Here is a 23,281-nt window from a genome sequence, read left to right on the forward strand (position 1 = left end):
ATCTGGTGCGAATGGTAATTCCATGAAATTACTTGAAAATACAGACAATATAAGGTCCTATGAAAAATGAAGATCTTTCTTTCAATTATACAAGAAAACCTTGCCCTTAAACAGGATCTGCGAAAGTTCTCCGGTGTCATAAAGTCCCGAAAAAGCCGGCGCCCTGAAGGCGCCGGCGAAAGATTCCATCCCGCTCACACAGCCTTTCCGCTTTCACTTCCCCTGTGCCGTTCCAAAAACTCGAGGATGCGGCGATACACCCTGATCTCGTTCTCCTTTTTCGTAAATCCGTGCCCTTCGTCTTCCAGCACGAGATATTCCACGCCAACTCCCCTTTTCTTCAGGGCGGCGACGATTTGATCCGACTCCGCCCTCACCACCCGGGGATCGTTGGCTCCCTGAATGATGAGCATCGGTTTCTTCATGTTTTTCAGGTACGTGATCGGGGAATCTTCCGTCAGTTTCTCCCTGTTTTCCACCGGATCGCCGACCAACTGTTTCATCGACGGCTTCCAGAAATCGGGGACCGATTCGATAAAGGTAAACAGATCGCTGGGTCCGAACAGGTCGACGGCGGCGCGCACGTATTCCGGATGGCGTCCGGCCAGAAGCAGGGTCATATAGCCGCCGTAGCTGCCGCCGACGACAAACAGCTTATCCCGCTCCGCGATCCCCTGCCGAAAGAGCCACTCCATCCCCGCCACACAGTCGAGGCGAGGGCCTCCCCCCCAATCCCTTTCCACCATTTTGCGGAAGCGTTTGCCGTATCCGGTGCTGCCGCGAAAGTTGGGGGCGAAAATGGTGTAGCCCCGTGCGAGGAGAAACTGGAACAGGGCCCGGAACCGCTTGCGCTCCGCCCACTGGGGACCGCCGTGGGGCCAAAAGATCGCATACCCGTTGGCCCTCTCCGGCTTGGCCCGAAAGAGGAGGGCCTCGATTTTTAGGCCGTCAAAGGAAGGATAAGTGACCACTTCGGGCTCCACCATGGCCTCTCTGGAAACGCCCATCACCCGGTTGTCCGTCAGAGCTTCCCAACCGCCGCCCGGCCGTTTCCGGAAGAGGTTCGGGGGAACAGTGGCACCGCGCCCGAGCAGATAGAGGGTGCCGCTCTCGGCGACGTGCAGCTGATCCACGATGTCCACGGGCAACGAAACGGGAACGAGGGTCCGGTCATCGGGCCGGAAGGCGTAAAGCCTGTCCGACACCCCTTTGACGGTCGAAATGTACAGCGTGCGGCTCGGGGCGTGCCATTTCAGATGCCTGGCCTCTTCCCGCTCAAAGGTGACCACGGGGGCAAACTCCCGCTTTTCAAGGTCAAAGCCGGCCACGTATGCGTACTCTTCGCCGTAGTCGGTCACAAAATACAAATGATTCTCACTCGTGTAGACGATGCTGGATACGATGTGCGCCTCCTCCGGATTCGGCGTGAGGGAAACCGCCTCTTCCCCCTTCTTGACAAAGCCGCACTGGTGCGTGTTGCTGAGCAACTTCACCCAGGCGAAACCGGTCTCCTTCGGACTTGCGGCAAGCAAATGTACCGGGGCATCCTGGCCGACGAGCAGGGTTTCGCATTTCCTTTTCGCCAAATCGTAGCGGCAAATATTCAAATAAGTGGGATTCCCCCGGCTCGTGTGGTAGTAGATGCGCTCCCCGTCTTCCAACAGATGGACGGCAAAAAATTTCTCCCTCGCCTTCGGTTCCAGAAGGGGGAGGGGATTTCCCCCTTCCGGCGGCAGTGCGTAGATGTGGAAGTTCTCGTCCCCGTCCCGGTCAAAACCGGCGATGATAAAGCGCCGTTTCGGATCGATCAGGACATATCCCACGTCCTGATCGACGGATGTCAACGGATAAGGATATGTTCGGGGCAGGTCCATGGCCCACAGATTGAATTTTCCGCCCAGATTGCCGGCGAAGACGAGCTGTTTTTCGTCCTTGCTGACGGCGAAAAGCGTGATGTCGAAGGTGCGGAAAAACTGCTCCGCGGCAGGCTTGGGAAACGAAAACATCAAACATCTCCTCTCCTTCCCGGAAATCGGCGAGGGACGGGATCGGGCGCCACTGCCGCTCTTCTCACCCGCTTCTTCCCGCCGTTTCCAGCTTATGCAAAAAACGTTCCTGCCGGACGGCCAGCTCCTGGGCTTCCTCGATGCCGACCTCCCGAAAGGAGACATGACCGCCCGGGGGCAGTTGGGCCAGTTTCGGAAGATCCACCGAGATCACGGCGGCAATCTTGGCATAGCCTCCCGTCGTCTGACGATCCGCCATCAAAACGATCGGCTGACCGTCCGCCGGCACCTGGACCGCGCCCATGGAGACGGCGTCGGAAAGGATGTCGGCCGACTCCCGGTGTTCGATTTCGGGTCCCCGCAGGCGGATTCCCATTCGGTCGGACTGGGCCGTCACCTGATATTCACTCCCGAGGAAAGTCCGGATCCCCTTGGGTGTGAAGGCTTCTTCCTGGGGACCGAGAATGACGCGGACTTCTTCCTTCCTGTTCCATCCGGGGATCCAATCGGCGGAAAGGCTCCGGCCAATGCGGCGGGAAGCCGCTCCTCCCTCTCCCCGCTCCAAGACGTCCCCCCGACGGAGAGGTCTTCCCTTTATGCCTCCGATTTTCGCCCGGACATAGGTGGATTTGCTCCCCATCACGTTTTCACCGCAAATCCCGCCGGCCACCGCCAAATAAGCCCGCATTCCGCTCAGCGCGCCCCGGAAGCGGAGAACGCTGCCCCGCTCCAGCACAAAGCTTTTCCACAGGGGGGCGGGAACGCCGTCCACCGTCGGCCCCAGATCGGCCCCGCACAGAGCAACGACGATATCATCCAATGCCTTGAGTTCAGGGCCGATCACCGTCATCTCCAGTCCCGCCTCCCCCCTTCGGTTGCCCACGAGGCAGTTGGCCACCTGCAGGGAAAAGGCGTCCATCGCCCCCGCCACCACCATGCCGGTGTGCTGGAATCCGATTCGTCCCAAGTCTTGCACAGTGGTCAACAGTCCCGGTTTCAACACTTTCAGCGCAGGTTTCATCGTTTCCGATCCAATCCTTTCTCGGGTCAAAGGGGTAGGCTGTCGGATGCCGGCAGGGAGGCCGCTTCGTTACTTCCCGGCCCCTCCGGCCCGGATCAGGACGGACCCAGCCACTCGCCGACCCTTCGGATCTCCACGCCCTCCGACTGCAACGCTTCCCGGAGCCGACGGGCGAAGGCCAAGGCCTGGGGTTCGTCCCCGTGCACGCAGACGGTGTCGGCGCGGATGGAAATTTCCGTCCCATCCACGGCGGTGACTTTTCTCTCCTTTACCATGCGAAGAACCCGTCTCACCGCCTCCTCCGGATCGCGGACCATCGCCCGGGGATCGGTGCGGGGGGTCAGCGTGCCGTCCGGTTGGTACGTCCGGTCGGCAAACACCTCCTCCGCCACCGTCAGCCCGGCGGCCCTTCCCGCCTCCACCAGGCGGCTTCCCGCGAGCCCAAACAGAATCAGTCCGGAATCGACGGCGGCCACCGCTTCGGCAATGGCGGAAGCAATCCGCCTGTCCCGGCAGGCCATGTTGTACAGGGCGCCGTGGGGCTTCACGTGTTGCAGCCGCTTTCCGCAGGCGCGGGCAAAGGCGGCGAGAGCTCCCACCTGATACAGCGTCATGTTGTAGACGTCCTTCGGCTCCACCTCCATCCGCCGGCGGCCAAATCCCAAAAGGTCCGGCAGACCGGGATGGGCTCCCAGTCCGACTCCCTTCTCCGCGGCGGCCTTCACGGTGCGCCCCATCACGTTGTGGTCTCCGGCGTGATAACCGCAGGCGATGTTGGCGGACGTGACAAACCGGAGTACCTCCTCATCCCTGCCGAGGGTGTAGGCGCCAAAACTCTCTCCCAGATCCGAATTCAAGTCCACCATCCAACGGCTCATGCTTCTTCTCCCTCCGTGCAATCCCGGATTTCCACCAAATATGTCCCCCGGCGCACCTGTTCCTCGATCTCCCGGTATTCCTCCTCACCCACCGGCCGAAAGCGGAGCCGATCCCCCATCCGGAGCAGGATCGGCTCCTCCCGGTGCGGATCGTAGAGCCGGACGGGGGTCCGTCCGATCAACCGCCAGCCCCCCGGCGTCTCCAGGGGATACACGCCGGTCTGGTTTCCGGCGATCCCCACCGATCCCTCCGGAATGCGCGAACGCGGACGCTCCAGCCGGGGCGCGGCGATTTTCCGCGACATCCCGCCCAGATAGGGGAATCCCGGAACAAAGCCCATCATGTACACGAGATAATCGCGTCCACTGTGCAGGCGGATCACCTCTTCCGGCGTCAGTCCGTTATGCTCCGCCACGAAGGACAGATCCGGCCCCCACTCCCCGCCGTACACCGTCGGCAGCACCACCAGCCGCGCGGGAGGAAGCCGAACCCGGTCCAGATCGGCCGCCAGGTCCGACAAGCGCTTCGCCAGCTCCTTATACCGAATCACATGGGGTCGATAAAAAACGGTGACCGATCCATAGGCGGGCACCCATTCAACAACGCCGGGAGGAGCATTCTTCTCCAGATGGTGACAAAAGCCGCGCACCCTGCGGTGAACGTCCGGGTGAATCGCATCCCCCAGCCGCACCGTCACCGCCGTATCTCCCAGCGGTTTCACGGACAGGATCACCGCGCTTTCTCCCCCTTTCGAAAATGGCCCCGACAGCCCGCGGGCCAACCGCCGCGGACGGAAAACCCTCCGACCTGCGCGGCGGCAATCCCGCGAACACGTTTCATTGATTCTACTTTTCTCTGTGATTCCCTTTCCCCTTCAAAGGAGAGCAATCTGTAAATTCTTTATGAATCCCGCCAAATCAACTTGCCGATTATCTTTTCCCCTGTATTATCCCCCGCCAGCGGACGGATGAGGTCACAAAACCGGAATGCCCGGCCTAAGATGCCGTAAAAAACCCCACCGGTTCCTTTCCAGCCGGCGCCGTCCATCTTCCGGATCGCCGCATGCAACGCAGTAAAAAAGGCCGGCTTCACCGGTCCTTCTCGCTACGGATTTCTTAGTGTTGGGTCGTGGCGGCCACAGTTGCGGAGCACAATGGCGCCGTCATCATCCAAGTGGAAGGTGATTCTCCAATCCACATCCCTGTCCCGGTTAACAAAAAATTGGGGATATGAACAATCAAAAAAACCATTCCCCACATTCGCCAGCGCAAGACGTTCTTCGTCCGAAAAATGTGCGGGAATGGCTTGCAAACGCAAGGTCCGCCTCGGCGGCCGGTCGCCGCTGTGGGCGGCGCGAAGGGGGAATGCGGCGAACCTTCCAGTCCTTTTTTCAACCGGCTTTCACGATGCCATCCGACCGGCGCGTTTCCCTTCCATCAATTCCCTCTGTTCATCCGCCGTATATCGGGGGGCGTAACCCTTTCCGCATTTGGTGCAAACCAGATACGGCACCTTGAGCGGATAACCGTCGTCACAGCAGTGATAATACTCTTCGTGGAACTCCACCCTGATCCTCTCGCTGCAGCAGGGAGAAAGCATCCAGAACCCCTCCATTTGTTATATTTATCACATACTTAAACTCCCCATCCTCATCTCAAACGCCAAAAAACCGGGAAATTTACGTGTTCTTAACTACATGATAAGGGAATTGGGGAAATTCATTATGTGATATTGTTCACAATAAATCCCCCGTTCATAGAATTTCCATATCCTTTCAAGATCGCCCGCTTACCTCTGATCGGCACGCGGGCGCGATCCCCGACGAAAAAACCCGCGGGACATCTTCCCGCGGGCGGATTTACGCATCACTTGCCGATGAATTGCTGTGTCCAATAATGTCCGTAAGGGCCTCCCTTGGCGTAACCCACTCCGATGTGGGTGAACTGGGAACTCAATATGTTGGCGCGGTGACCGCTGCTGTTCATCCATCCTTTGACCGCCTCCTCCGGCGTCGGATAGCCGGCGGCGATATTTTCGCCTGCCGTCCGGAACCGGATGCCGAACTTCCTCATCATGTCAAAGGGAGAGCCGTAGGTGGGGGATTCGTGGGAAAAATACCCGTTGTCCCGCATGTCCTCCGATTTGACGCGGGCCACGCGGGACAATTCGACATCCACTTTCAAAGGCGCCAGCCCCCGTTGGGCCCGTTCCCGATTGACAAGTTCGACCACTTCCCTTTCGAAGGCCGAAAGGGCACCCGGAGGATGGTCGGTCTTGGAAACGGAGGGTTGCGGCGGATTCACCCGGCCGGTCGCCGCTGTGGAGGGCCGTTCCTCTTTTTTTCCGGCAGGAATCGCATTCGGCTTTTCTTTCCCGGGTTTCTCCCTCTCCGGCTTTTTGCTCTCGGCCTTTTCGCGGTCGCCCTTCGCTTTTTCCTTCGTCGGCTTCTCGCCGCTTTCATCCGGCTTTTCCTGCGTCAGTTCCATGTCTTCGTCGCCGGAAATTCCCTCCGGATCCGCAGAGCCCGGCAGGGCGGCGAGATCACCGGAAGCTTCCGCGGCTTGGGAAGGTTTTTCCTTTTCAAAGAAAACATCCGCTGCCCGGGCGTACAGCATCCCCGAGCAAAGGAACAGGACCAAAGTGATCAACCCGTATACGGGGAATCGTCTCCGCCTTCGTTGCACTCGTCTGGTTCTCCTGGGAGGCAGGGGTCCGTTGAGGCGGGAATGCAAACGGGAACTCCTCCTTCCATGGAATTTGCCATCTCTTGAAAAATGAATCCTCCTTCTTCACTAGGAAAAACGGTGGCAACCGAATGAAAGGTTCGCAAAAAGAAAAATTTCCTATAAATGACGTCGGTTTGGGGCCGGGATCCGCTCCGCTTGGCGCCCGGATTGAACCTGAGGTTTTGGATTGGCGAAACCGCAGGGAAAAAGCACAACCCCCCTGGCCGCTCCCTGTCCAAGCGGACGCCTTCGTCTTCCAGGGAGGGACTTGCGGAAGAAGAGCTGCGGCCCATTCTCCCTTCAGGACCGGACCCCCGCGGTTCTCCGGCCGATCACCCGCCTCTTCCCTCCTTCGCAACGGACCACTCCCGGAAGGCGATGATCAGGAACGGGACGACGGCGTAGATGATGGCCGTCGCGGCGGAGACCAGCCCCGAATCGTTCAGGGCCAGGGCGGCAAGAGCCCCTGCGCCGATGGAAGCGAAGCCGTTGTACAGCTTCGGATAATGTTCCTTCATCCACTTCAATCCCCGGAACGGTCGGTACGAAATGAGGGTCAGGACAAACAGGGAGGTGAGCAGCACCTTCCCCCAGGAAGAGACGCGCAACAGGCGAAGGTTAACCTCCAGCTTGCGCATGATGATATGGGCGATCTCATCCACATCCCCCGCCATCAGGTAGGAAAGGGCCCGGCCGATGTGGGAGGGTTGGTCGTCAAACAGCAAATTCACTCCGATCAAAAGTCCCGCCCCCAGAAAGAGGAAAACCAGGGCGATCCAATACCATTTTTCTTGTTGATTCCGGCGGAAAAACCGAAAATAAGCGGTGCCAAAACCGACGGCGGAGGCCAGGGCTCCTCCCGCATTGGTCCCCCAGAAGGGAGCCGCAAAAAAGAAGACCAACGCCAAAAAGAAAAGGGCCACCGGCAACCGGCTCCCGCCCTGCCTGCGCTCCAGCCAGGCGGCACAGGACAGAATGGCCGAACCGAGAACGATTCCCATATACTCGTTGCCGATTCCGTAATAGCGGGCTCCCTTGATGGGATCGTAACCGAGAAAGGATTTTTCAATCAGCGTCCCCCCGAAGATCCCGTCGAGGACAACCGGGACGCATCCCAAAATCCCCAACGCCAACAGCAGGGGGACAACGGGCAGCCGCCGCAATGCCGCCGTCAAAAACAGGGCGAGGGTCCCCACCGTCAACAGAAACCCCCAGGTGTGCGGAATCGACGCCCCGGAAATCAAAAGGAGAAGAAAGGGGAGAACAAGCATGGCGATCAACAGGCCCTGGATCGCTTCCCAAAAACGGTGCCATCTGCGCCAAAGGATCACGAGACTGCTGAGCAAAACGGCAATCTGAAACACGATAAAGGCGGAAATGACTGAAGCGCGCATCCCGTAAATCGTGTGGACGCGCTCCATTTCCCGGAAAAATTCATCGATCGATCCGTCGACCACCCGCATCGGCCGCCCCAGCATCGGGTCCGGAAGCGGGATGCCGAAGGCGTCGAGGACGGTGGGGGCCAGGTCCACGTTGCTGACGAGGCCCTCCCGCCGGGTAGTGGGGGAATAAAGAAGGCCGCGTTCGCCCCCGGGCCGATACCAGATCAGCGGCGCCAGCACTTCCTTTCCCCCGGGGTCGGCGGATGATCCGGGGGATACCAGCACCAATTGCCGCTCCGGCGTCAAGAGCGCCATCACTCGCCCCAGGAAGCGGTCCATCTCCTTCAGCACTTCCAGGCGGACCGCCCGATAACGATCGGTGGCCATCTCGGCGGATATGCGGTCCAACCGGTAGAGATCCCCAAGCTCAACCACGACGAGGGAGGGAGCTTTCCATTTCTTAAGGCAGTCGAGCAAATAGGAATAATTCGTCTTCACGCCGAAAGGGCGGCGGGAATCGACGAGCAGCGTTTCCCGCCCGATGCTCCCCACGGGAGTGATCCCCCGGGCGTCCATGGTCAGAAAGGGGGCCCAGCGCACGGCCGTCTCCCCTTCATCCAGGTTGCCAAGCACCGCCGTGCTCCGTCCCGCCCGGCGGAGCGCTTCCCCCAAGGCGCCGGGGGACATCCGATAATTTCCCGCTTCATTCTCCCTTATGTAGCGGTGGACCGCCGGATAAACCACCGCCCGATCCGGCGGTATTAAACCCGTACGCATGGCGTAACGATCTCCCGCCAGCTCCCCGTCGATCCGTTCCCCCGTCTGGTAAAAGGTCGCATCCGTCGGCGCGGAGATCCGCGTCCCCGCCCCCATGGTGGCGTAAATATGGGCATCCCATTCCCTTTTGCCGGTCTTGAGATTCATCCCGGCCACGGCTCCCCGCTCCAAGAGAGCGCGAAAATGGGGAAGGGACTCCTCCCTCAGGTCGGACAGCGTCAGGCCGTTGATGATGATCATCCAAATCTGACGGGGCGAATCGGCCTCCTCAGCCCGAACCGCACCGCAGGAAACCGACCAGATGAGTTGCGTCACCAACGCAATCAGCCAAAGGATCCGCACACCGCATTCCCCGCTTCGGCAACACGCCCGATCCGGTTTGCACAGAGATCATCCGCACGTCCATCACGGGCCGGACATTCATCGGACACTACCTAGAATACCCTTCCCTTTGGTCTCTATCCGTCGCGAAATCCACAGCCGCATCCACAGGGTTATCAACAATTTTATCCACAATCAGCGGGGGATGTGGACAGTGAAGACCGCTTTATCCACAACGAGGGGGAAGATGGGGACCGAAGCCCGCCGCTTCGCCTTCAATTATCCACGAAAATATCCACACCAATGTCCACAATATCCACAAAACCCTGAAAGGGCAAAAAAAAATCCACCTTTCGGTGGAACAAGACTTTCGAAAAAACCTGCCGGAAGCCCAGTGCCGTCCATCACCGGTGTTGCCGGCTACCCCAACGGCAGATTGGCCGCGGCGTTCAGATCCAAGCCGGCGGTTTGCCCGTCCCACAGGCGATACGTCCCGGCCGCCGCGATCATCGCCGCGTTATCCGTACACAGAACGGGGGGCGGAATCCGCAATCGGATCCCCTCCTCGGCGCAACGCTTCGCCAAGGATTCCCTCAGGCCGCTGTTGGCGGAAACCCCTCCCGCCAAAACCAACTCGGTCACCCCCGTTCTCTTGACGGCGGCGATCGCCTTTTCCGTAAGCACTTCCACAACGGCTTCCTGAAAGCTGGCGGCCACATCGGCGGGGTTCGCCTTTTCCTCTTGCCGGATCAGGTTGCCCACGGCCGTCTTCAGGCCGCTGAAGCTGAAGTCCAGGGAGTCCCGATCCAGCCACGCCCGCGGCAGGGAATACACCGGTTTTCCCTCCCGGGCCAGCCGGTCAATGTGCGGTCCCCCGGGATAGGGAAGGCCGAGGAGTCTGGCCACCTTGTCGTAGGCCTCGCCGGCCGCATCATCGCGGGTTTTTCCCAACCGTTCAAACCGGTTGTGGGCGGGCATGTAAATCAGCTCGGTGTGGCCACCGGAAACGACCAGCGACACCAGCGGAAAACGAAGGGGTTCCACCAGCTGGTTGGCGTAAATATGTCCCGCGATGTGGTGCACGGCCACCAGCGGGATGCCCGCGGCGAAGGAAAGGGCCTTCGCCGCGGAGACGCCGATCAGAAGGGCTCCCACCAGTCCCGGCCCCTGGGTGACGGCGACGGCGGACAAATCCCCGAGCCGCACCCCGGCCCGGTCCAGGGCCTCCTGCAGAATCGCCGTGATCCGTTCCACATGGCGCCGGGAAGCCACTTCGGGAACGACTCCCCCGAACCGGCGGTGAAGATCCATCTGGGAGGAGATCACGTTGGACAAAAGCTCTCTGCCATCGGCCACCACCGCCGCCGATGTCTCGTCACAGCTGGTTTCGATTCCCAGAACCAGGCATTTCCCCTTGATCGGGGGATTGCCGTGTTTTTTCGTCGTTTCCATGCAACGTCACCCACATGATAATGGCATCTTCCTGATTGTCGGTGTAGTAGCGGGGGCGGATTCCCGAAGGCTCGAAGCCCATTTTCTTGTACAGCCGCTGGGCAATCTTATTGGAGACCCTCACTTCCAGGGTCATTTTGCCCGCCCCCCATTCCTTGGCCTGGCGCATCACATAGGAAAGGAGGGCTTTGCCCAATCCCCGGCCCCGGAAGTTGGGATGGATGGCGATATTGGTGATATGGGCCTCGTCCAGGAGGAGCCACAAACCGCAATACCCGACCACGCGGCCGTCCACCTGAATCACGGAGTACCGGGCGAACCGATTGTGAACCAATTCGTTGTAAAAAGCCTGGCGCGGCCACGGCGTGGGAAACGATGCCCGCTCCACCTCCATGATCACCGGCAGGTCGGACAATTTCATCGGCCGGAACACGATATGCGGTCGATCCATCGGGTTTCACTCCGTTTTCCTTTCACTCCGTACTTTTCCCGTTTCCCCGGCGGGACAACCATTTCACCTCCGCCTCGGCCAGCTGCAGGTAGTTGGGGGCGAAATCCGGCCCTTCCCCCTTTCCTTCCCTTTTCCAGCGCTCCAGGGCAAGGCGGCCGAGACAAGAGGCGCGGGGAATGTTTTCCGGAGGCAATCCGAAAAAGGCGTTTTCCCCGAGGGCATCCCTGATCCGTTCCCGGAAGCGGTCGACATCGTCCCCCAAAAACAGGACCGGCCCTTCCCCCTCCAGTTCCTTCAGCCACTCGTCGACGGAAACGACCCGCTCCTTTTTTACGGGGCGCACTTCCCCGGACTCGCCCCCCTGAAACAGACCGGTGTAGATTCGATCCCGGCGGGCGTCAAACAGGGGGGCGATCTTCCCGCCAAACCGCATCCCGTTCATCGCCAGGACCGCCAGCGTGGATATGCCGATCAGGGGAAGGTTGCGGCTCCAGGCCATGGTTTTGGCCGTCGTCACGCCGATTCGCACTCCGGTGTAGGAGCCGGGGCCGGCGGCGACGGCGATGAGATCCAGATCGGAAAAGGTGAGCCGCAGTTCCTCCAGCAGGCGGGCCACCATAGGCATCAGCCGGACCGAATGATCCTTGCGCAGATTGGTGGTCACCTCGCCGAGAATGCGATCCTCCTCCAGCAGGGCCACCCCCATCACCAGCGTGGAGGTGTCGATGGCCAAGACCTTCATTCCCGCCTCAACTCCCTGCAAAGCCTGCGCACCCGCTCCACGTCCGGAGCAAAAGTGATCAGGCGATCACCGGTCTCCCCGACGGTGAGAGCGATGCACACGGTGTGATCGGGAAGGAGTTCCTTGATCCGGTCGGCCCATTCCACCAGCGTGACACCGTCCCCGAAAAAAAACTCGTCCCACCCCAGATCCTCATCGGGGGATTCCAGGCGATACACATCCATGTGATAAAAGGGGAGACGGCCGCGGTATTCCTTGATGATGGTGAAGGTGGGGCTGTCCACCGCTTCCTCCACCCCGAGACCCTTGGCGATTCCCTGGGCGAAGGTGGTTTTGCCGGCCCCCAGATCCCCCACGAGGGCCAGCACATCGCCGGGCTCCAGCAGCTCAGCCAGGCGGACGCCCAGCCGCCGCGTCTCTTCTTCATTTTTCGAAACAAACCGACAAGCTTCCTGCATGACCATCACCCGCCCTGATAACGGTCGTCTCGAAAGGGATGCGGCCATCCCTCGGGGGAACGCGATACTTGCCGCGGCCATTACCATTTTTCCCATAGAAAAGAATAAGACCGCAGCCGAACGCTGCGATCCGTCCGTGGAGCGGGTGATGGGAATCGAACCCACGCATCCGGCTTGGAAGGCCGGTGTTCTACCACTGAACTACACCCGCGCGATCAAATTGGAGGGAAGTGGTCGGGGTGACAGGATTTGAACCTGCGACCTCCTCGTCCCGAACGAGGCGCTCTACCAAGCTGAGCCACACCCCGAAACCATCCGATGAAGGATATCGCCGGCCCCGTGCCGGCGGGGCCGCAGGAAAATCTGGTGCGGTCGGCGAGATTCGAACTCGCACGGCCTTACGGCCACTACCCCCTCAAGATAGCGTGTCTGCCAGTTCCACCACGACCGCATGAACTTCCGTATTGGTGCGGGTGGAGGGACTCGAACCCCCACGCCAAAGGCGCTAGATCCTAAATCTAGTGCGTCTGCCAATTCCGCCACACCCGCACGGGATAAACGGTTCCGTCGCCAGCACGGGTGCGCCTCATTGCCGACGGAGATAATCATATCACGGTATGGGACCGGTTGTCAAGGGATCCGAAGAGAATTTTCTTTTCAAATCCTTCGGAGAAAATACCACCCTCATCAAAACGCCGCGCGAGGAGCGCCCCGACGGGAACTCCTCGCGCAACCGACAAGGATGAGTCCTGTTTCTTTTGGTGAGCCATCCAGGACTCGAACCTGGGACACCCTGATTAAAAGTCAGGTGCTCTACCAACTGAGCTAATGGCTCGCGCGTGGCTGGGGAGGTAGGATTCGAACCTACGCATCACGGAGTCAAAGTCCGTTGCCTTACCCCTTGGCTACTCCCCAATGTGGGGCGACCAGTGGGAATCGAACCCACGAATGCCGGAGCCACAATCCGGTGCGTTAGCCACTTCGCCATGGTCGCCACAAAGAGAAATTGGCGGAGCTGACGGGATTCGAACCCGCGATCTCCTGCGTGACAGGCAGGCATGTTAGGCCTCTACACCACAGCTCCGCGTCCGGGAGAGGAATCTCCTCTCCACAAAAATGGTGGACGGTGACGGGCTCGAACCGCCGACCCCCTGCGTGTGAAGCAGGTGCTCTCCCAGCTGAGCTAACCGTCCACGTGGTGACCCGTAGGGGATTCGAACCCCTGCATGCCAGCGTGAAAGGCTGGTGTGTTAACCACTTCACCAACGGGCCATGAGTTTTTACATTCCGGCGGAGAGAGCGGGATTTGAATCTCCGCGGGACCTGCGTCTCCAGTCCCGACAGGCCGCTCCTTCAGCCGCTTGAGCTTTTCTGGCTCCTCCGGCAGGACTCGAACCTGCAACCTACCGGTTAACAGCCGGGCGCTCTACCATTGAGCTACGGAGGAACGACACTGATGATTATACAAGATTTTTGTCCGGTTTGCAAGGGCTTTTCCCATCGGACACCCCGCGATCGCGATCCGATCGCCGCGCGAGGTGTCGACGCTTTAATAACATAGCACATCCATTTCGTTTCGTCAAGAGGAAAATTCCCCCCTGATCCGGCACCGTCCCCAAGGGGAATTTCCCGGCCTTCCCATGCAGGCGGATGGGGATTTGAACCGGCTCCGGGCACTGCCATGGAATCCGGCCGGCGCCCGAAAAAAACCGGGCGATGGGCCCGGTCTCAATCAAGCTCATACTTCTCCTTCATTTCGTCCGCCTTGTTCCTTACCCTCTGCCGCTCCTTTTCCCTGTTTTCCCGCAGCAGATCATACAGCCTCGAACAGCGTTCTCTCCTGTAGTTCCTCAATTGGTTGATGCGATGATAGACTTTTTCCCGCAAGGAGTTGTACTCCTCCCTGGACATTTTGCCCGATTCGTCCAGGTATATTCGCGCATCCAACATTCGTGAATCTTCCCTCAATGTTTTATCCAGCATCGATGACTCCGCCTCGTTGACGACATCCCATTTGTCTCCCCATTGTCTGTCTGCCTCCAGGGAACTGTCAATCCTCCACATTTCCCATGCCTCGCGCAAACTCCTGTATTCCTCCTCCAAATGCTCCCGCAAGTCCTCGCCCGTGTTGACGGTGGCATACTTTCCGCCGCCGGCCTCCGCCACCTTCTTGAGGGCGCGCTGGCCCTCGTTGTCCACGTCAAAGCCGATGATGTTGACGACGGCTTGAATATCCGATTCGTGGAGGTCCTTGGCGGCCTTCACCGGATCCCCGCCGCAGGTTTCAATCCCGTCGCTGACCACATAGACGATGTTTTCCACGTTTTCCCCCGTGTTTCCGCTCAGGTCGGTCTTGGCCTGTTCGATCGCCGCGGCAAGGGGCGTCCACCCCGTGGGATTGAACCGGCTCAGCGACTTTCGGAAGGATTTTTCATCGTAGGTCCCCGGCTCGTAGACCAACTCCGTGCTTTGACAGGAGAGGTCCTTGTCCTCTTTCCGGTTGCTTCCCTTGTGACCGTAAACCCTGAGGGCCACCTGGGCGCCCGCCGGGAGTTTGGAGACAAAGCTCCGGATTGCATCCTTCGCCAGGTCCATCTTCACGCCGCCCGGAACGCGGCCCGCCATGCTGCCGCTCGCGTCCAGCAAAATCTCCACGTTGATCTGTTTCGGGAGAGCGGACTCCCCCTCCGCCGCCTTTGCCGCGCCGGGAGTTGCCAGGTTGGTTTTGATGGTCGGATCCACGCTGTCCAGCATCTCCACTTCGCGTTCGTAGTTTTCCGCCAGAAGGGCCACCAGGTGGTTGTACGCTTCATCCGCCGTCAAGCCGGTCGGAAGCTTGTCCAACTCGGCTTTCACTTTTTCTTCATCGTACTTGTTCCCGGCATACTTCCCCGGTCCTTCCTTGAGCATGCCTTCGATGTCGGTGGCGGCCTGCTTCACCTCCTTCTCCTCCGGCTCGCCGGAGACTTCCTTTTCCTCCTTCGCAAAGAGGGAACACCCTCCACCGAAAATCAGACAAAGGATCAACATCCATGAGAGCAGCTTGTTCATGTCCCGTTTTCCCCTCCCTGCAATGATTCCGGCGATTTGAATCGGCAAAAAAGGAGACCTGAAACGACTCCCGCACGGGACCCGTAAAAAAACGACCTTTTCCGGAGAAGAACCGACCGCTTTCAAGGGATGGAATCCTGTGGTAAGCTGAAATCGTCGTTACCATCCCGAAAGGTCCGAGTCCCCGGACGTCCATCACAATGCGGATACGGAGGGATGCGGAGATGGAGGAACAAAGAAAACCCGTGGATCCGGACGCCATGCGCTCATCGACGGGTCTCGAGGTGAACATCGCCGGCCTGCTCTGTTATCTGATCCCTTTTCTCTCCGGGCTTCTTCTCCTGCTCCTCGAAAAAAACAGCCGGTTTGTCAAGTTTCATGCCATGCAGGCCGTTTTGACCTTCGGTACGCTGTTTGCCGCCTATTACATCGCCGATCTCATCCCGCTGATCGACGGATTGATCCGATTCCTGATCCGGGTGTCGGGGTTTGTCCTGTGGATTCTGCTGATGGTGAAAGCCTACGGAAAGGAATGGTACCGCCTCCCCTTCGTGGGCGAAATGGCGGAAAAACACATTCAGTAATCCCTCGCTCATCGAATTTCCCCGTGATCCCCGGTCATCCCCTTCATCAGCTCCAGGGCATGGGGAATCACGTCGATCACCGCTTCGAGGCATTCCCTGACGCCTTTTGGACTCCCCGGAAGGTTGATGATGAGCGTGGTGCCCCGGGTGCCCGCCAGGGACCGGGACAACATGGCAAACCGGGTCTTTTTCAGGGTGGTGATCCGCATCGCTTCGGCGATCCCGGGAATCTCCCGCTGGATCACCGCCCGGGTCGCCTCCGGGGTCACATCGTGGGGACCCACTCCGGTGCCCCCCGTGGTCAGGACCAGGTCCAGCTTGTCCACATCGGCAAAACGGATCAGCGCCTCCCGGATCCGCTCCCGATCGTCGGGGAGCACTTCGTGGCGCACCACCTGCCCGTCGATCCGGGCCACCATTTCCCGGATGACGGCGCCGCTCTCGTCCTTCCGCTCTCCCCGGGCCCCCTTGGTGCTGGCCGTCAAAATGCCGACGCGTCACATGGTCACTTCTCCTCCCTGCGAACGTAATCCCCGCTCTTGCCGCCGGTTTTGGAGAGGAGACAGGTGTCCGTCACCACCATCTCCCGGTCGATCGCCTTGCACATGTCGTAAACGGTGAGGGCGGCAATGCTGACGGCGGTCAAGGCCTCCATCTCGACGCCGGTGACGTTGTCGGTCTTCACCTCCGCCTCCACCACCAGCACTTCGTCCCCTTCCTCGTAGAAGCGGATATCGGCGCTTTTCAGGGGAACGGGATGGCACATGGGAATCAGGTCCGCCGTTTTCTTGGCCGCCATGATTCCGGCCACCTGGGCCACCGCCAGGACGTCCCCCTTGCTCACTTTCCCCTGCCGGATCCGCTCCATCGTCTCCCGCTTCATCCGGATGCGGGAACGGGCCACCGCCGTCCGGCGGGTGACCGGTTTGCCGGAGACATCCACCATCCGCGCGCGCCCCTGCTCGTTGATGTGGGTCAGTTTTTCCACGTCCCATCAGCTCCGTCTTTCCGACCGCCCCGTTTGGAAGCGGCTTTATTCTCCGTGTCCGTCCGCCGGCCTTTCCAGACCGCCCTTCTCCAGGGATGCCGCCGCAGCCCGAAAGGCGTCGGACCGGACCAGTTCGATCAGCAGCCTCCCGGCCTCGCTCTCCGCCACCTCCAAGGGGATCACCAGGTCGAAGGGATCGTCTCTCAGGGGAAGGAAATCGAGGCCGAACCTCCTCGCCAGCGCCGGCGTTCCCAGTCCGACGTCCGCCGATCCCTCCTCCACGGCGGCGGCCACCTCCCAGGGGGAAAGCACTTCCCGGTCGTACCCGTCGACAGTGGAGGGATCGATCCCGTTTTCCCGCAGGAGACGGTCCAAAAAAAGGCGCGTCCCCGACCCCTCCTGCCGGTTGATGAACCGGATCCCGCGGCGGGACAAATCCTCCGCTCCGGAAAAACCCGCGGGATTGCCCTTCGCCACGAGCCAGCCGAGGGGACGCGCGGCCAGGCGGAGGAGGAGAACCTCCTTCCCCGGCAAAAACCGCCGCACCCAACGCCGGTGCTCCACGCCATCCCCCTCATCCCCCAGGTGAATGGCCGCCATGTGACACCCTCCCCTCGCGAGGGAGTGAAGGCCGCGCAGGCTGCCGATGCCGGCCGTCGACAGGCTGAAGGGAAGGCGTTCCCGCCGGATCCGGTTCACCAAAAGCTCCAACACCGGATCCTGACCGCCGGCCACCCACAGGGTACGGTCAATTCGTTCCTTCGGCCTAAGCAGTTCCGCCTCCACTTCTTCCCCCGCCCGAAGCAGACCGCGGCGGGCGGGAATCCGCAGCAGGCCGTCGGCCCGGGCCAGGGACAGCGCGGATCCCGCCCCCCGGGGAAGGGGCCGGGCCGCATACCGGTCGCCGATCCGGCCGATGCTCACCCGGACGAAATGCTCCCGCCCCTCCTTGCTCCTCACGTCCTCCTCCAGCCGCACCCGAAGGCGTGGCCGCGGATCCGCCTTCACTTTGAACCAGTGATCGATCAGGGGGCGGACAAACCATTCCAGGGCCAGGTATGCCGCGACGGGATAGCCCGGAAGCCCGATCACCGGCTTATTCCTCACCTTTCCCAACAGAACGGGACTGCCGGGGCTGGTCGCCACGCCGTGCAGGATCACCTCCCCCAGTTCCCGGACGACGTCGTGGGTGTAGTCTTCCGAACCGACCGAAGATCCCGCATTGACCACCACCCAATCGCAGCCTTCCGCGGCCTCGAGGATCGCCCTTTTAAGCAGCTCCGGGTCGTCCCTCACGATCCCCCGGTAATCCGGTTCCGCCCCCCATTCCTCCAGATAAGCGGAAAAAACCGCGCCGTTGAACTCAAAGATCTCTCCCCGCTTCAGGGCTCTCCCCGGCGGAACCAATTCCGAGCCGGTGGGAAGAACGGCCACCCGCGGTTTGGAAATGACCGGAACCTCCGTCACGCCGCCGGCCAGCAACACCCCCAGGTCCACCGGACGGATGCGGTGATGGGCCGGCAGGATCATCTCCCCCTGCGCCACGTCTTCTCCCACGGACCGGACGTGCTTCCAGGGGACGGCCGGTTCCCGGATCTCCACCGTCCGCCCGTCGATCCGCCGGATCCGCTCGAGCCTGATCACCGCATCCATCCCCTGCGGGAGGGGATCCCCGGTGTCGACGGGATGGCAGTCCACCCCCTCCTCCAACCGCAAGGGGCGGGCGGGGGAAGCGTCCCGGGTCCTGTCCGCCCGCACGGCGATCCCGTCCATGGCCGCCGCGGGAAAAGGAGGCATCGACAGCCGGGCGTAAACCGGCTCCGCCGTCACCCGGCCCCGTGCCTGCGGAACCGGAACCCGTTCCGTTTGAGGAGAGAAGCGAAAGGAAAGGAGCAGCCTCTCCCGGGCCTCGGCAAGGGACATGTTTCCGAGGGCTTGTTTTCGCAAGGATTCGTCCACCTCCCCGCCGCCTTTTCTTCCCCGATGTCGAGGAGGGCGCTTCCCTTCCGGCCTTCCTCAGTCTTCCTCCACCTCTTCAAACACATCCCCCTCGATTTTTTCGATGGCGGCGCGCAACTGGTCGGAAATCCGCTTGATCATCTGCGCGCGCTTTTCCCAGGGAAAATCGGGAAATTGCAGGCGCAACTCGCTCATTTTCCGCTGGTCGTAATCCAAAAAGTTCAGGGCGGCTTCGCACGCCTCCACCAGGGCGTTCCAATCGGAAACGGTGATTTGAATCACGTCGTTGTAAGCATTTTCCGCCTTCATCTCTCTCTCTCCTTTCCCCGCCGGGGGGGGACCGATCCTCTGCACGGTAACGCGGTAAAGGGCGCCGTTTTTTGCGACGATTTCCAGGCCCTGATCGGTCACTTCCAAACGGTGGATGGCTCGCTCTCGTTCATCGGTCCTCTCCAAATGGTGCACCATGAGTTCAAAGATCCATCGTACCACATCCTGTTCATCCGTCATCTTATTTCCTCCTCTTCATTAAGATGGAGAGCTGGATCGAACCATCCACATCCCCATCCTTAAAAAACGACAGAATTGGAAGAAAGGTGTACAAGCCGCCGTTTTCTCCGCCGCGACGCGGTTGATATAATAGAAACCGAAAACAATTCAAAAATGCCGGTGAATATGCGCCACAGGGTCGGGGAATTGCCGCCTTACGCTGCCAACCGTCCGCATTCCCCTTCCTGCTGCAGGATCGCCGGTATGTCCGGAGAGGAGTAATAGGCGTGCCCGATATGATGGAGATCGAGGTGCTGTTTTTCGCCGGAATCGCCGAAGCGACCGGGATGCGACGAACCGTCCTCGCCGTGGATGAGGGGATCACGGTCGGAAAGTTGATCGATCAATTGTGTGAGCGGCATCCGGAGGCCGCCCCGCTGATTCGCCGGTCGGTCGTTTCCCTCAATCAGGAGTACGCCTCCGCCGATCAAACCGTCCGGCCCGGGGACGAAATCGCCCTCATCCCCCCGGTCAGCGGAGGGGAAGAGGCGGACGAAGGGCTGTTTTTCGTCACGGAAAAACCGCTCTCCGCCGACCGGATGATCCGCCTGGTTTCCAATCCCCGGGCCGGCGCCGTCCTCACCTTCGTCGGCACGGTGCGGGAGTGGACGGAAGGCAAGCGAACCCTTTACCTGGAATACGAGGCGTATCAGCCGATGGCCGAAAAGAAAATGAAGGAGATCGCCGACGAAATCCGCCGGCGTTGGCCCGATGCCCGGGTGGCGATGGCGCACCGGGTCGGCCGCCTGGAGATCGGGGAGATCAGCGTGATCATCGCCGCAGCCGCCCCTCACCGCGGGGAAGCCTTTGCCGCGGGACGCTACGCCATCGAACGGCTGAAGGAGATCGTCCCGATCTGGAAAAAGGAAGTGTGGGCGGACGGCTCGGAATGGAAAGGACCCCAGAAAGGGCCCTGGGATCCCCGGGCGGGACAGGCCCCGTCCCCGTAATACGCTTTGTCGGAGGTGGGTCCGATGCACATCGACCGGAAACGCTATTCGCGCCAGATCCTGTTTTCTCCCATCGGAGAGGCGGGACAGGCACGGCTGGCCCGTTCCCGGGTGGCCATCGTCGGCCTGGGCGCCCTGGGCACCGCCCTTGCCAACCACATGGTCCGCTCCGGCGTCGGCACCGTCCGCCTCCTCGACCGGGACTTCGTGGAGGAGAGCAATCTGCAGCGCCAGATGCTCTATGATGAGAGGGATGCCCGGGAGGGTCTGCCCAAAGCGGTGGCCGCGGAACGGAAGTTGCGGGCGATCAACTCCTCCGTCCGGCTGGAGGCCCACGTCACCGACATCACCTGGCGGAACGCCGAGGAGCTTTTGACGGGAGTGGATCTGATCCTGGACGGCACGGACAATTTCGACACCCGCTATCTGATCAACGACGTCAGCATCAAGCACCGCATCCCCTGGATCTACGGGGGGATTGTCGGTTCCCGGGGAATGACCTTCACCGTCCGGCCGGGCGCCACCCCCTGCCTGCGCTGCATCTTCCCGGAGGCCCCCGAGCCGGGCTCGGCGGAAACCTGCGACACGGCGGGAGTGATCGGTCCCATCGTCCACATGATCACCGCCCATCAGGCGGCGGAGGCGCTGAAACTGCTGGTGGGGGACACGGAAGCCCTGGACCGGCGGCTCCATCACTACGAACTGTGGCCCTATCACCACGCGGCGCTCCGGGTCAAAGAAAACCCCCGCTGCGCCGCATGCGCCCTGCACCGGTACGACTTTTTGGATCCGGAAAACAAGGAGCCCCGGGCCGTCTCCCTGTGCGGGCGAAACACGATCCAGATCACGCCCGCAAAGCCCGCCCGTCTCAACCTGGAACGGCTGGCCCGGCGGCTCTCCCCGCTGGGACAAGTGGAGCGCACCCCGTTTCTTCTCCGCTTTTCCGCCGACGAACACCGGCTGGTCATCTTCCCGGACGGGCGCATCCTGGTCCAGGGAACGGAAGACCCCGGCGTTGCCCGCAGTCTGGTGAGCAAATACGTGGGAAGCTAGCCGGCAGGGCGACATCCGGCAACTTCATACAAAAGGGTGTACCGCGCCCCGTTTTGAAGGAAGGCCTCTGCGCGGTACACCCTTTTTTCGGTCCCCGCCGCGTTTTTAGGGGCTTACCCCGCGCTCCCGCAGAGGACTTCAGTCCGCACCCGCCTTTTTCTTCCTCGGCACCAGTTCCAGATTGGCCATCCGCTCCATGGCCGTGATCAGGGCGTGGGTCCCCAGCTCATCCCCGCCGTGGGCCTGGATCGACCGGAGGAGCTGGTTCACCACCGCGGTCCCCACCAAGGGCAGATTCATCCTTTCCGCTTCCGTCAGCACGATCCGCAGGTCCTTCTGCTGAAACCGGATGGAAAAACCGGGATCGAGATCCCCCTTCAGAACGCGCGGAGCATAGTTTTCCAGCGCCCAGGAAGTTCCGGCGCCCTTGGTGGTCACCTGCAGCATCTTCTCCAGATCCACCCCCGCTTTCTTGGCAAAGGCGAGGGCTTCCACCATCGCCAGCAGGTTGATGCCGGCGAGAATCTGATTGCAGGCCTTCACCGTCTGACCGGCTCCCACCGGCCCGCAATGGACGATGTTTTTCCCCATCGCTTCCAGGACGGGCCGCACCCGTTCGAGGACCTCTGCGTCGCCCCCCACCATGATCGAAAGGGTTCCCTCCCTGGCGCCCACATCGCCTCCGCTGACCGGCGCATCCAGCATGTGGACCCCCTTTTCCGCGGCGCGCCGGGCCATTTGGCGGGTCGCTTCGGGAGAGATGGTGCTCATGTCAATCAAAACGGTCCCCGGCCGCGCTCCCTCCAGGACGCCTCCGGGACCCTCCACCACTTCCCTCACATCGGGGGTGTCCCCCACGATGGTGATCACCACATCGCTTTCCGCCGCCACCTCCTTGGGGGAACCCGCCGTTTTCGCTCCCCACTTCGCCGCCTCTTCCATCTTGGACGCCGTCCGGTTCCACACGGTGACCGGAAATCCGGCCCGGTGGATGTTGCGGGACATGGAGCGGCCCATGATGCCCAGGCCGATAAAACCGACACGAAGTGAACGGGGCTCCATGCATCTACCTCCTTTACACTTTTATCCCTCCCGAGGCGTCTCGGAACCTTCGGGCGGAGCCTCAGACGACAGATCCGAAAGGGGCCGGGTCCGCTTTCCCGCGTTCAGCCCCGCCCCCGATCCAACCGCTTCCCCCATATACTTTCTGCCTCGAGGGATGAACTCCTTCCGCTCCGAAACCCGATCCGCGCCTTAGCGGCCCAACTTCTCCCGGAGCCGGCCCCGGATGCTGTTTTCCACCGCATCCCAGAGGGAACGGTCTTCCAACAGGCGCTTTTTGAAGGAGCGGTACATCTCCCGCTGTTTCTCCTCAAATTGCGGATCGTCCTTCGGCGGAAGCGACGCCCGCATTTCCTCGATCAGCCGCTGAACCTCCGGCGCCCTGGGCCCCCAGACCGCCCGCTCCCTGCCGTCGGCATCGATGAAGATGAAGATGGGAATCGACCGCGACTTGCCGTTGGTCAAATACTGATCCATCAGCTCCAGGTTTTCGTCCCGGATGAGAAACCGCAGCTCCATGCCGGCCGCCTCGGCCACCCGCATGAGGATCGGCACGCACAACATGGCGTCGCCGCACCAGTCCGCCGTCAAAATGACGGCGCGGAGCCGCAATTCCTTAAGCCCTTCATAGAAGGGTCGAGCCGCCTCCGGAAGGGCATATTCCTGATAAATCCCCATCATCTCTTCCCGGTTGACCTGCATCGAGTCGATATATTCCTTCGTCGTCATTCCCTTTTCAAACCAGTCGTTGAGCGTCATGCGAATCCCTCCAACATGTTCTCTATCTCATTCTACCACGGCAGGGACGGCCGGTCTCAAGGAGCCCCTTTTTCTTTCGGGAGACAGAGGGAAGTGTCGGGAACTGGCCCG

At 60.9% G+C, this 23,281-nt stretch carries 21 protein-coding genes and 11 tRNA genes; 3 read left to right on the forward strand and 29 right to left on the reverse strand.

The window, feature by feature from the left end; genetic code table 11:
* Positions 1-194: 194 nt before the first annotated feature.
* From BM063_RS08805 to BM063_RS08925, 23 genes are all read right to left on the reverse strand, one after another.
* Complete coding sequence (locus BM063_RS08805; RefSeq protein ID WP_092038039.1) at positions 195-2,006, reverse strand: S9 family peptidase; 1,812 nt, start codon at positions 2,004-2,006, stop codon at positions 195-197.
* Positions 2,007-2,070: 64 nt separating this feature from the next.
* The gene (locus BM063_RS08810; protein WP_092038041.1) at positions 2,071-3,027 is read right to left on the reverse strand and encodes a 5-oxoprolinase subunit C family protein; all 957 of its coding nucleotides are present in this window, start codon (positions 3,025-3,027) and stop codon (positions 2,071-2,073) included.
* Positions 3,028-3,122: 95 nt separating this feature from the next.
* Complete coding sequence (locus tag BM063_RS08815; RefSeq protein WP_092038044.1) at positions 3,123-3,905, reverse strand: LamB/YcsF family protein; 783 nt, start codon at positions 3,903-3,905, stop codon at positions 3,123-3,125.
* The gene (gene pxpB / locus BM063_RS08820; RefSeq protein WP_342713745.1) at positions 3,902-4,639 is read right to left on the reverse strand and encodes a 5-oxoprolinase subunit PxpB; all 738 of its coding nucleotides are present in this window, start codon (positions 4,637-4,639) and stop codon (positions 3,902-3,904) included. The genes BM063_RS08815 and pxpB overlap by 4 nt, the downstream gene beginning before the upstream one ends.
* A 668-nt stretch (positions 4,640-5,307) precedes the next feature.
* Positions 5,308-5,472, reverse strand: a complete 165-nt coding sequence (locus BM063_RS17625) for a hypothetical protein (RefSeq protein WP_218154428.1) — start codon at positions 5,470-5,472, stop codon at positions 5,308-5,310.
* A 299-nt stretch (positions 5,473-5,771) separates the two neighbouring features.
* Positions 5,772-6,590 carry a CAP domain-containing protein gene (locus BM063_RS18205; RefSeq protein ID WP_342713746.1) on the reverse strand — a complete coding sequence of 273 codons (819 nt, stop codon included), beginning with the start codon at positions 6,588-6,590 and terminating at the stop codon, positions 5,772-5,774.
* 374 nt (positions 6,591-6,964) lie between these two features.
* Positions 6,965-9,133, reverse strand: a complete 2,169-nt coding sequence (locus tag BM063_RS08840) for an alkaline phosphatase family protein (RefSeq protein ID WP_092038055.1) — start codon at positions 9,131-9,133, stop codon at positions 6,965-6,967.
* A gap of 399 nt (positions 9,134-9,532) precedes the next feature.
* The gene (tsaD, locus tag BM063_RS08845) at positions 9,533-10,564 is read right to left on the reverse strand and encodes a tRNA (adenosine(37)-N6)-threonylcarbamoyltransferase complex transferase subunit TsaD (protein ID WP_092038058.1); all 1,032 of its coding nucleotides are present in this window, start codon (positions 10,562-10,564) and stop codon (positions 9,533-9,535) included.
* Complete coding sequence (gene rimI, locus BM063_RS08850; protein WP_092038062.1) at positions 10,488-11,015, reverse strand: ribosomal protein S18-alanine N-acetyltransferase; 528 nt, start codon at positions 11,013-11,015, stop codon at positions 10,488-10,490. Before rimI ends, tsaD begins: the two co-directional genes overlap by 77 nt.
* Before the next feature lie 22 nt (positions 11,016-11,037).
* A complete protein-coding gene (gene tsaB, locus BM063_RS08855; protein WP_092038064.1) occupies positions 11,038-11,757 on the reverse strand; it encodes a tRNA (adenosine(37)-N6)-threonylcarbamoyltransferase complex dimerization subunit type 1 TsaB in 720 nt (239 codons plus the stop codon).
* Complete coding sequence (gene tsaE / locus BM063_RS08860) at positions 11,754-12,215, reverse strand: tRNA (adenosine(37)-N6)-threonylcarbamoyltransferase complex ATPase subunit type 1 TsaE (protein ID WP_092038066.1); 462 nt, start codon at positions 12,213-12,215, stop codon at positions 11,754-11,756. The genes tsaB and tsaE overlap by 4 nt, the downstream gene beginning before the upstream one ends.
* Before the next feature lie 137 nt (positions 12,216-12,352).
* Positions 12,353-12,426, reverse strand: a tRNA-Gly gene (locus BM063_RS08865).
* Positions 12,427-12,446: 20 nt separating this feature from the next.
* Positions 12,447-12,523, reverse strand: a tRNA-Pro gene (locus BM063_RS08870).
* A gap of 56 nt (positions 12,524-12,579) precedes the next feature.
* Positions 12,580-12,666, reverse strand: a tRNA-Leu gene (locus tag BM063_RS08875).
* A 14-nt stretch (positions 12,667-12,680) separates the two neighbouring features.
* A tRNA-Leu gene (locus BM063_RS08880) sits at positions 12,681-12,764 on the reverse strand.
* A gap of 210 nt (positions 12,765-12,974) precedes the next feature.
* Positions 12,975-13,050: transfer RNA gene (locus BM063_RS08885), tRNA-Lys, on the reverse strand.
* 5 nt (positions 13,051-13,055) lie between these two features.
* Positions 13,056-13,130: transfer RNA gene (locus BM063_RS08890), tRNA-Gln, on the reverse strand.
* Positions 13,131-13,133: 3 nt separating this feature from the next.
* Positions 13,134-13,209 (reverse strand) — tRNA-His (locus BM063_RS08895).
* Between the two features lie 13 nt (positions 13,210-13,222).
* Positions 13,223-13,299 (reverse strand) — tRNA-Asp (locus BM063_RS08900).
* Positions 13,300-13,332: 33 nt separating this feature from the next.
* Positions 13,333-13,408: transfer RNA gene (locus BM063_RS08905), tRNA-Val, on the reverse strand.
* 3 nt (positions 13,409-13,411) lie between these two features.
* A tRNA-Glu gene (locus BM063_RS08910) sits at positions 13,412-13,487 on the reverse strand.
* A gap of 100 nt (positions 13,488-13,587) precedes the next feature.
* Positions 13,588-13,662 (reverse strand) — tRNA-Asn (locus tag BM063_RS08915).
* A gap of 281 nt (positions 13,663-13,943) precedes the next feature.
* Entirely contained in the window at positions 13,944-15,266 is a 1,323-nt protein-coding gene (locus BM063_RS08925; RefSeq protein WP_092038070.1) for a vWA domain-containing protein, read from the reverse strand.
* Between the two features lie 224 nt (positions 15,267-15,490).
* On the opposite strand from BM063_RS08925, the gene BM063_RS08930 reads away from it, so the two are divergent.
* Positions 15,491-15,850, forward strand: coding sequence for a DUF4870 domain-containing protein (locus tag BM063_RS08930; protein WP_092038073.1), 360 nt, complete (start codon positions 15,491-15,493; stop codon positions 15,848-15,850).
* Between the two features lie 8 nt (positions 15,851-15,858).
* Here BM063_RS08930 and BM063_RS08935 read toward each other — a convergent pair whose 3' ends face one another.
* From BM063_RS08935 to BM063_RS08950, 4 genes are read right to left on the reverse strand one after another with little or no spacing between them, the layout of a single operon-like run.
* Positions 15,859-16,335, reverse strand: coding sequence for a MogA/MoaB family molybdenum cofactor biosynthesis protein (locus BM063_RS08935; protein WP_245752187.1), 477 nt, complete (start codon positions 16,333-16,335; stop codon positions 15,859-15,861).
* 20 nt (positions 16,336-16,355) lie between these two features.
* Positions 16,356-16,838 (reverse strand): cyclic pyranopterin monophosphate synthase MoaC, encoded by a 483-nt coding sequence (gene moaC / locus BM063_RS08940; protein ID WP_092038075.1) that lies wholly within the window; start codon positions 16,836-16,838, stop codon positions 16,356-16,358.
* A gap of 45 nt (positions 16,839-16,883) precedes the next feature.
* Positions 16,884-18,797 (reverse strand): molybdopterin biosynthesis protein, encoded by a 1,914-nt coding sequence (locus BM063_RS08945; RefSeq protein ID WP_092038078.1) that lies wholly within the window; start codon positions 18,795-18,797, stop codon positions 16,884-16,886.
* Positions 18,798-18,854: 57 nt separating this feature from the next.
* Positions 18,855-19,307 carry a hypothetical protein gene (locus BM063_RS08950; protein WP_092038080.1) on the reverse strand — a complete coding sequence of 151 codons (453 nt, stop codon included), beginning with the start codon at positions 19,305-19,307 and terminating at the stop codon, positions 18,855-18,857.
* Positions 19,308-19,585: 278 nt separating this feature from the next.
* On the opposite strand from BM063_RS08950, the gene moaD reads away from it, so the two are divergent.
* Complete coding sequence (moaD, locus tag BM063_RS08955; RefSeq protein WP_092038182.1) at positions 19,586-20,296, forward strand: molybdopterin converting factor subunit 1; 711 nt, start codon at positions 19,586-19,588, stop codon at positions 20,294-20,296.
* Positions 20,297-20,320: 24 nt separating this feature from the next.
* The gene (locus BM063_RS08960) at positions 20,321-21,349 is read left to right on the forward strand and encodes a ThiF family adenylyltransferase (RefSeq protein ID WP_425439144.1); all 1,029 of its coding nucleotides are present in this window, start codon (positions 20,321-20,323) and stop codon (positions 21,347-21,349) included.
* A gap of 138 nt (positions 21,350-21,487) precedes the next feature.
* Here the strand turns inward: BM063_RS08960 and BM063_RS08965 are convergent, their stop codons facing one another.
* Entirely contained in the window at positions 21,488-22,411 is a 924-nt protein-coding gene (locus tag BM063_RS08965) for an NAD(P)-dependent oxidoreductase (protein ID WP_092038083.1), read from the reverse strand.
* 192 nt (positions 22,412-22,603) lie between these two features.
* Positions 22,604-23,170 (reverse strand): thioredoxin family protein, encoded by a 567-nt coding sequence (locus BM063_RS08970; protein ID WP_092038086.1) that lies wholly within the window; start codon positions 23,168-23,170, stop codon positions 22,604-22,606.
* Positions 23,171-23,281: the final 111 nt, after the last annotated feature.

Source organism: Planifilum fulgidum (genome assembly GCF_900113175.1).
Lineage (GTDB): Bacteria > Bacillota > Bacilli > Thermoactinomycetales > DSM-44946 > Planifilum > Planifilum fulgidum.

What these genes read in the sequence shown, in the direction of transcription:
- BM063_RS08805 (WP_092038039.1), bottom strand. Translation starts at nt 2,006, where the DNA reads ATGTTTTCGTTTCCCAAGCCTGCCGCGGAGCAGTTTTTCCGCACCTTC.
- BM063_RS08810 (WP_092038041.1), bottom strand. Translation starts at nt 3,027, where the DNA reads ATGAAACCTGCGCTGAAAGTGTTGAAACCGGGACTGTTGACCACTGTG.
- BM063_RS08815 (WP_092038044.1), bottom strand. Translation starts at nt 3,905, where the DNA reads ATGAGCCGTTGGATGGTGGACTTGAATTCGGATCTGGGAGAGAGTTTT.
- tsaD (WP_092038058.1), bottom strand. Translation starts at nt 10,564, where the DNA reads ATGGAAACGACGAAAAAACACGGCAATCCCCCGATCAAGGGGAAATGC.
- rimI (WP_092038062.1), bottom strand. Translation starts at nt 11,015, where the DNA reads ATGGATCGACCGCATATCGTGTTCCGGCCGATGAAATTGTCCGACCTG.
- tsaB (WP_092038064.1), bottom strand. Translation starts at nt 11,757, where the DNA reads ATGAAGGTCTTGGCCATCGACACCTCCACGCTGGTGATGGGGGTGGCC.
- tsaE (WP_092038066.1), bottom strand. Translation starts at nt 12,215, where the DNA reads ATGCAGGAAGCTTGTCGGTTTGTTTCGAAAAATGAAGAAGAGACGCGG.
- BM063_RS08925 (WP_092038070.1), bottom strand. Translation starts at nt 15,266, where the DNA reads ATGAACAAGCTGCTCTCATGGATGTTGATCCTTTGTCTGATTTTCGGT.
- BM063_RS08930 (WP_092038073.1), top strand. Translation starts at nt 15,491, where the DNA reads ATGGAGGAACAAAGAAAACCCGTGGATCCGGACGCCATGCGCTCATCG.
- BM063_RS08950 (WP_092038080.1), bottom strand. Translation starts at nt 19,307, where the DNA reads ATGACGGATGAACAGGATGTGGTACGATGGATCTTTGAACTCATGGTG.
- moaD (WP_092038182.1), top strand. Translation starts at nt 19,586, where the DNA reads ATGGAGATCGAGGTGCTGTTTTTCGCCGGAATCGCCGAAGCGACCGGG.
- BM063_RS08960 (WP_425439144.1), top strand. Translation starts at nt 20,321, where the DNA reads ATGCACATCGACCGGAAACGCTATTCGCGCCAGATCCTGTTTTCTCCC.
- BM063_RS08965 (WP_092038083.1), bottom strand. Translation starts at nt 22,411, where the DNA reads ATGGAGCCCCGTTCACTTCGTGTCGGTTTTATCGGCCTGGGCATCATG.
- BM063_RS08970 (WP_092038086.1), bottom strand. Translation starts at nt 23,170, where the DNA reads ATGACGCTCAACGACTGGTTTGAAAAGGGAATGACGACGAAGGAATAT.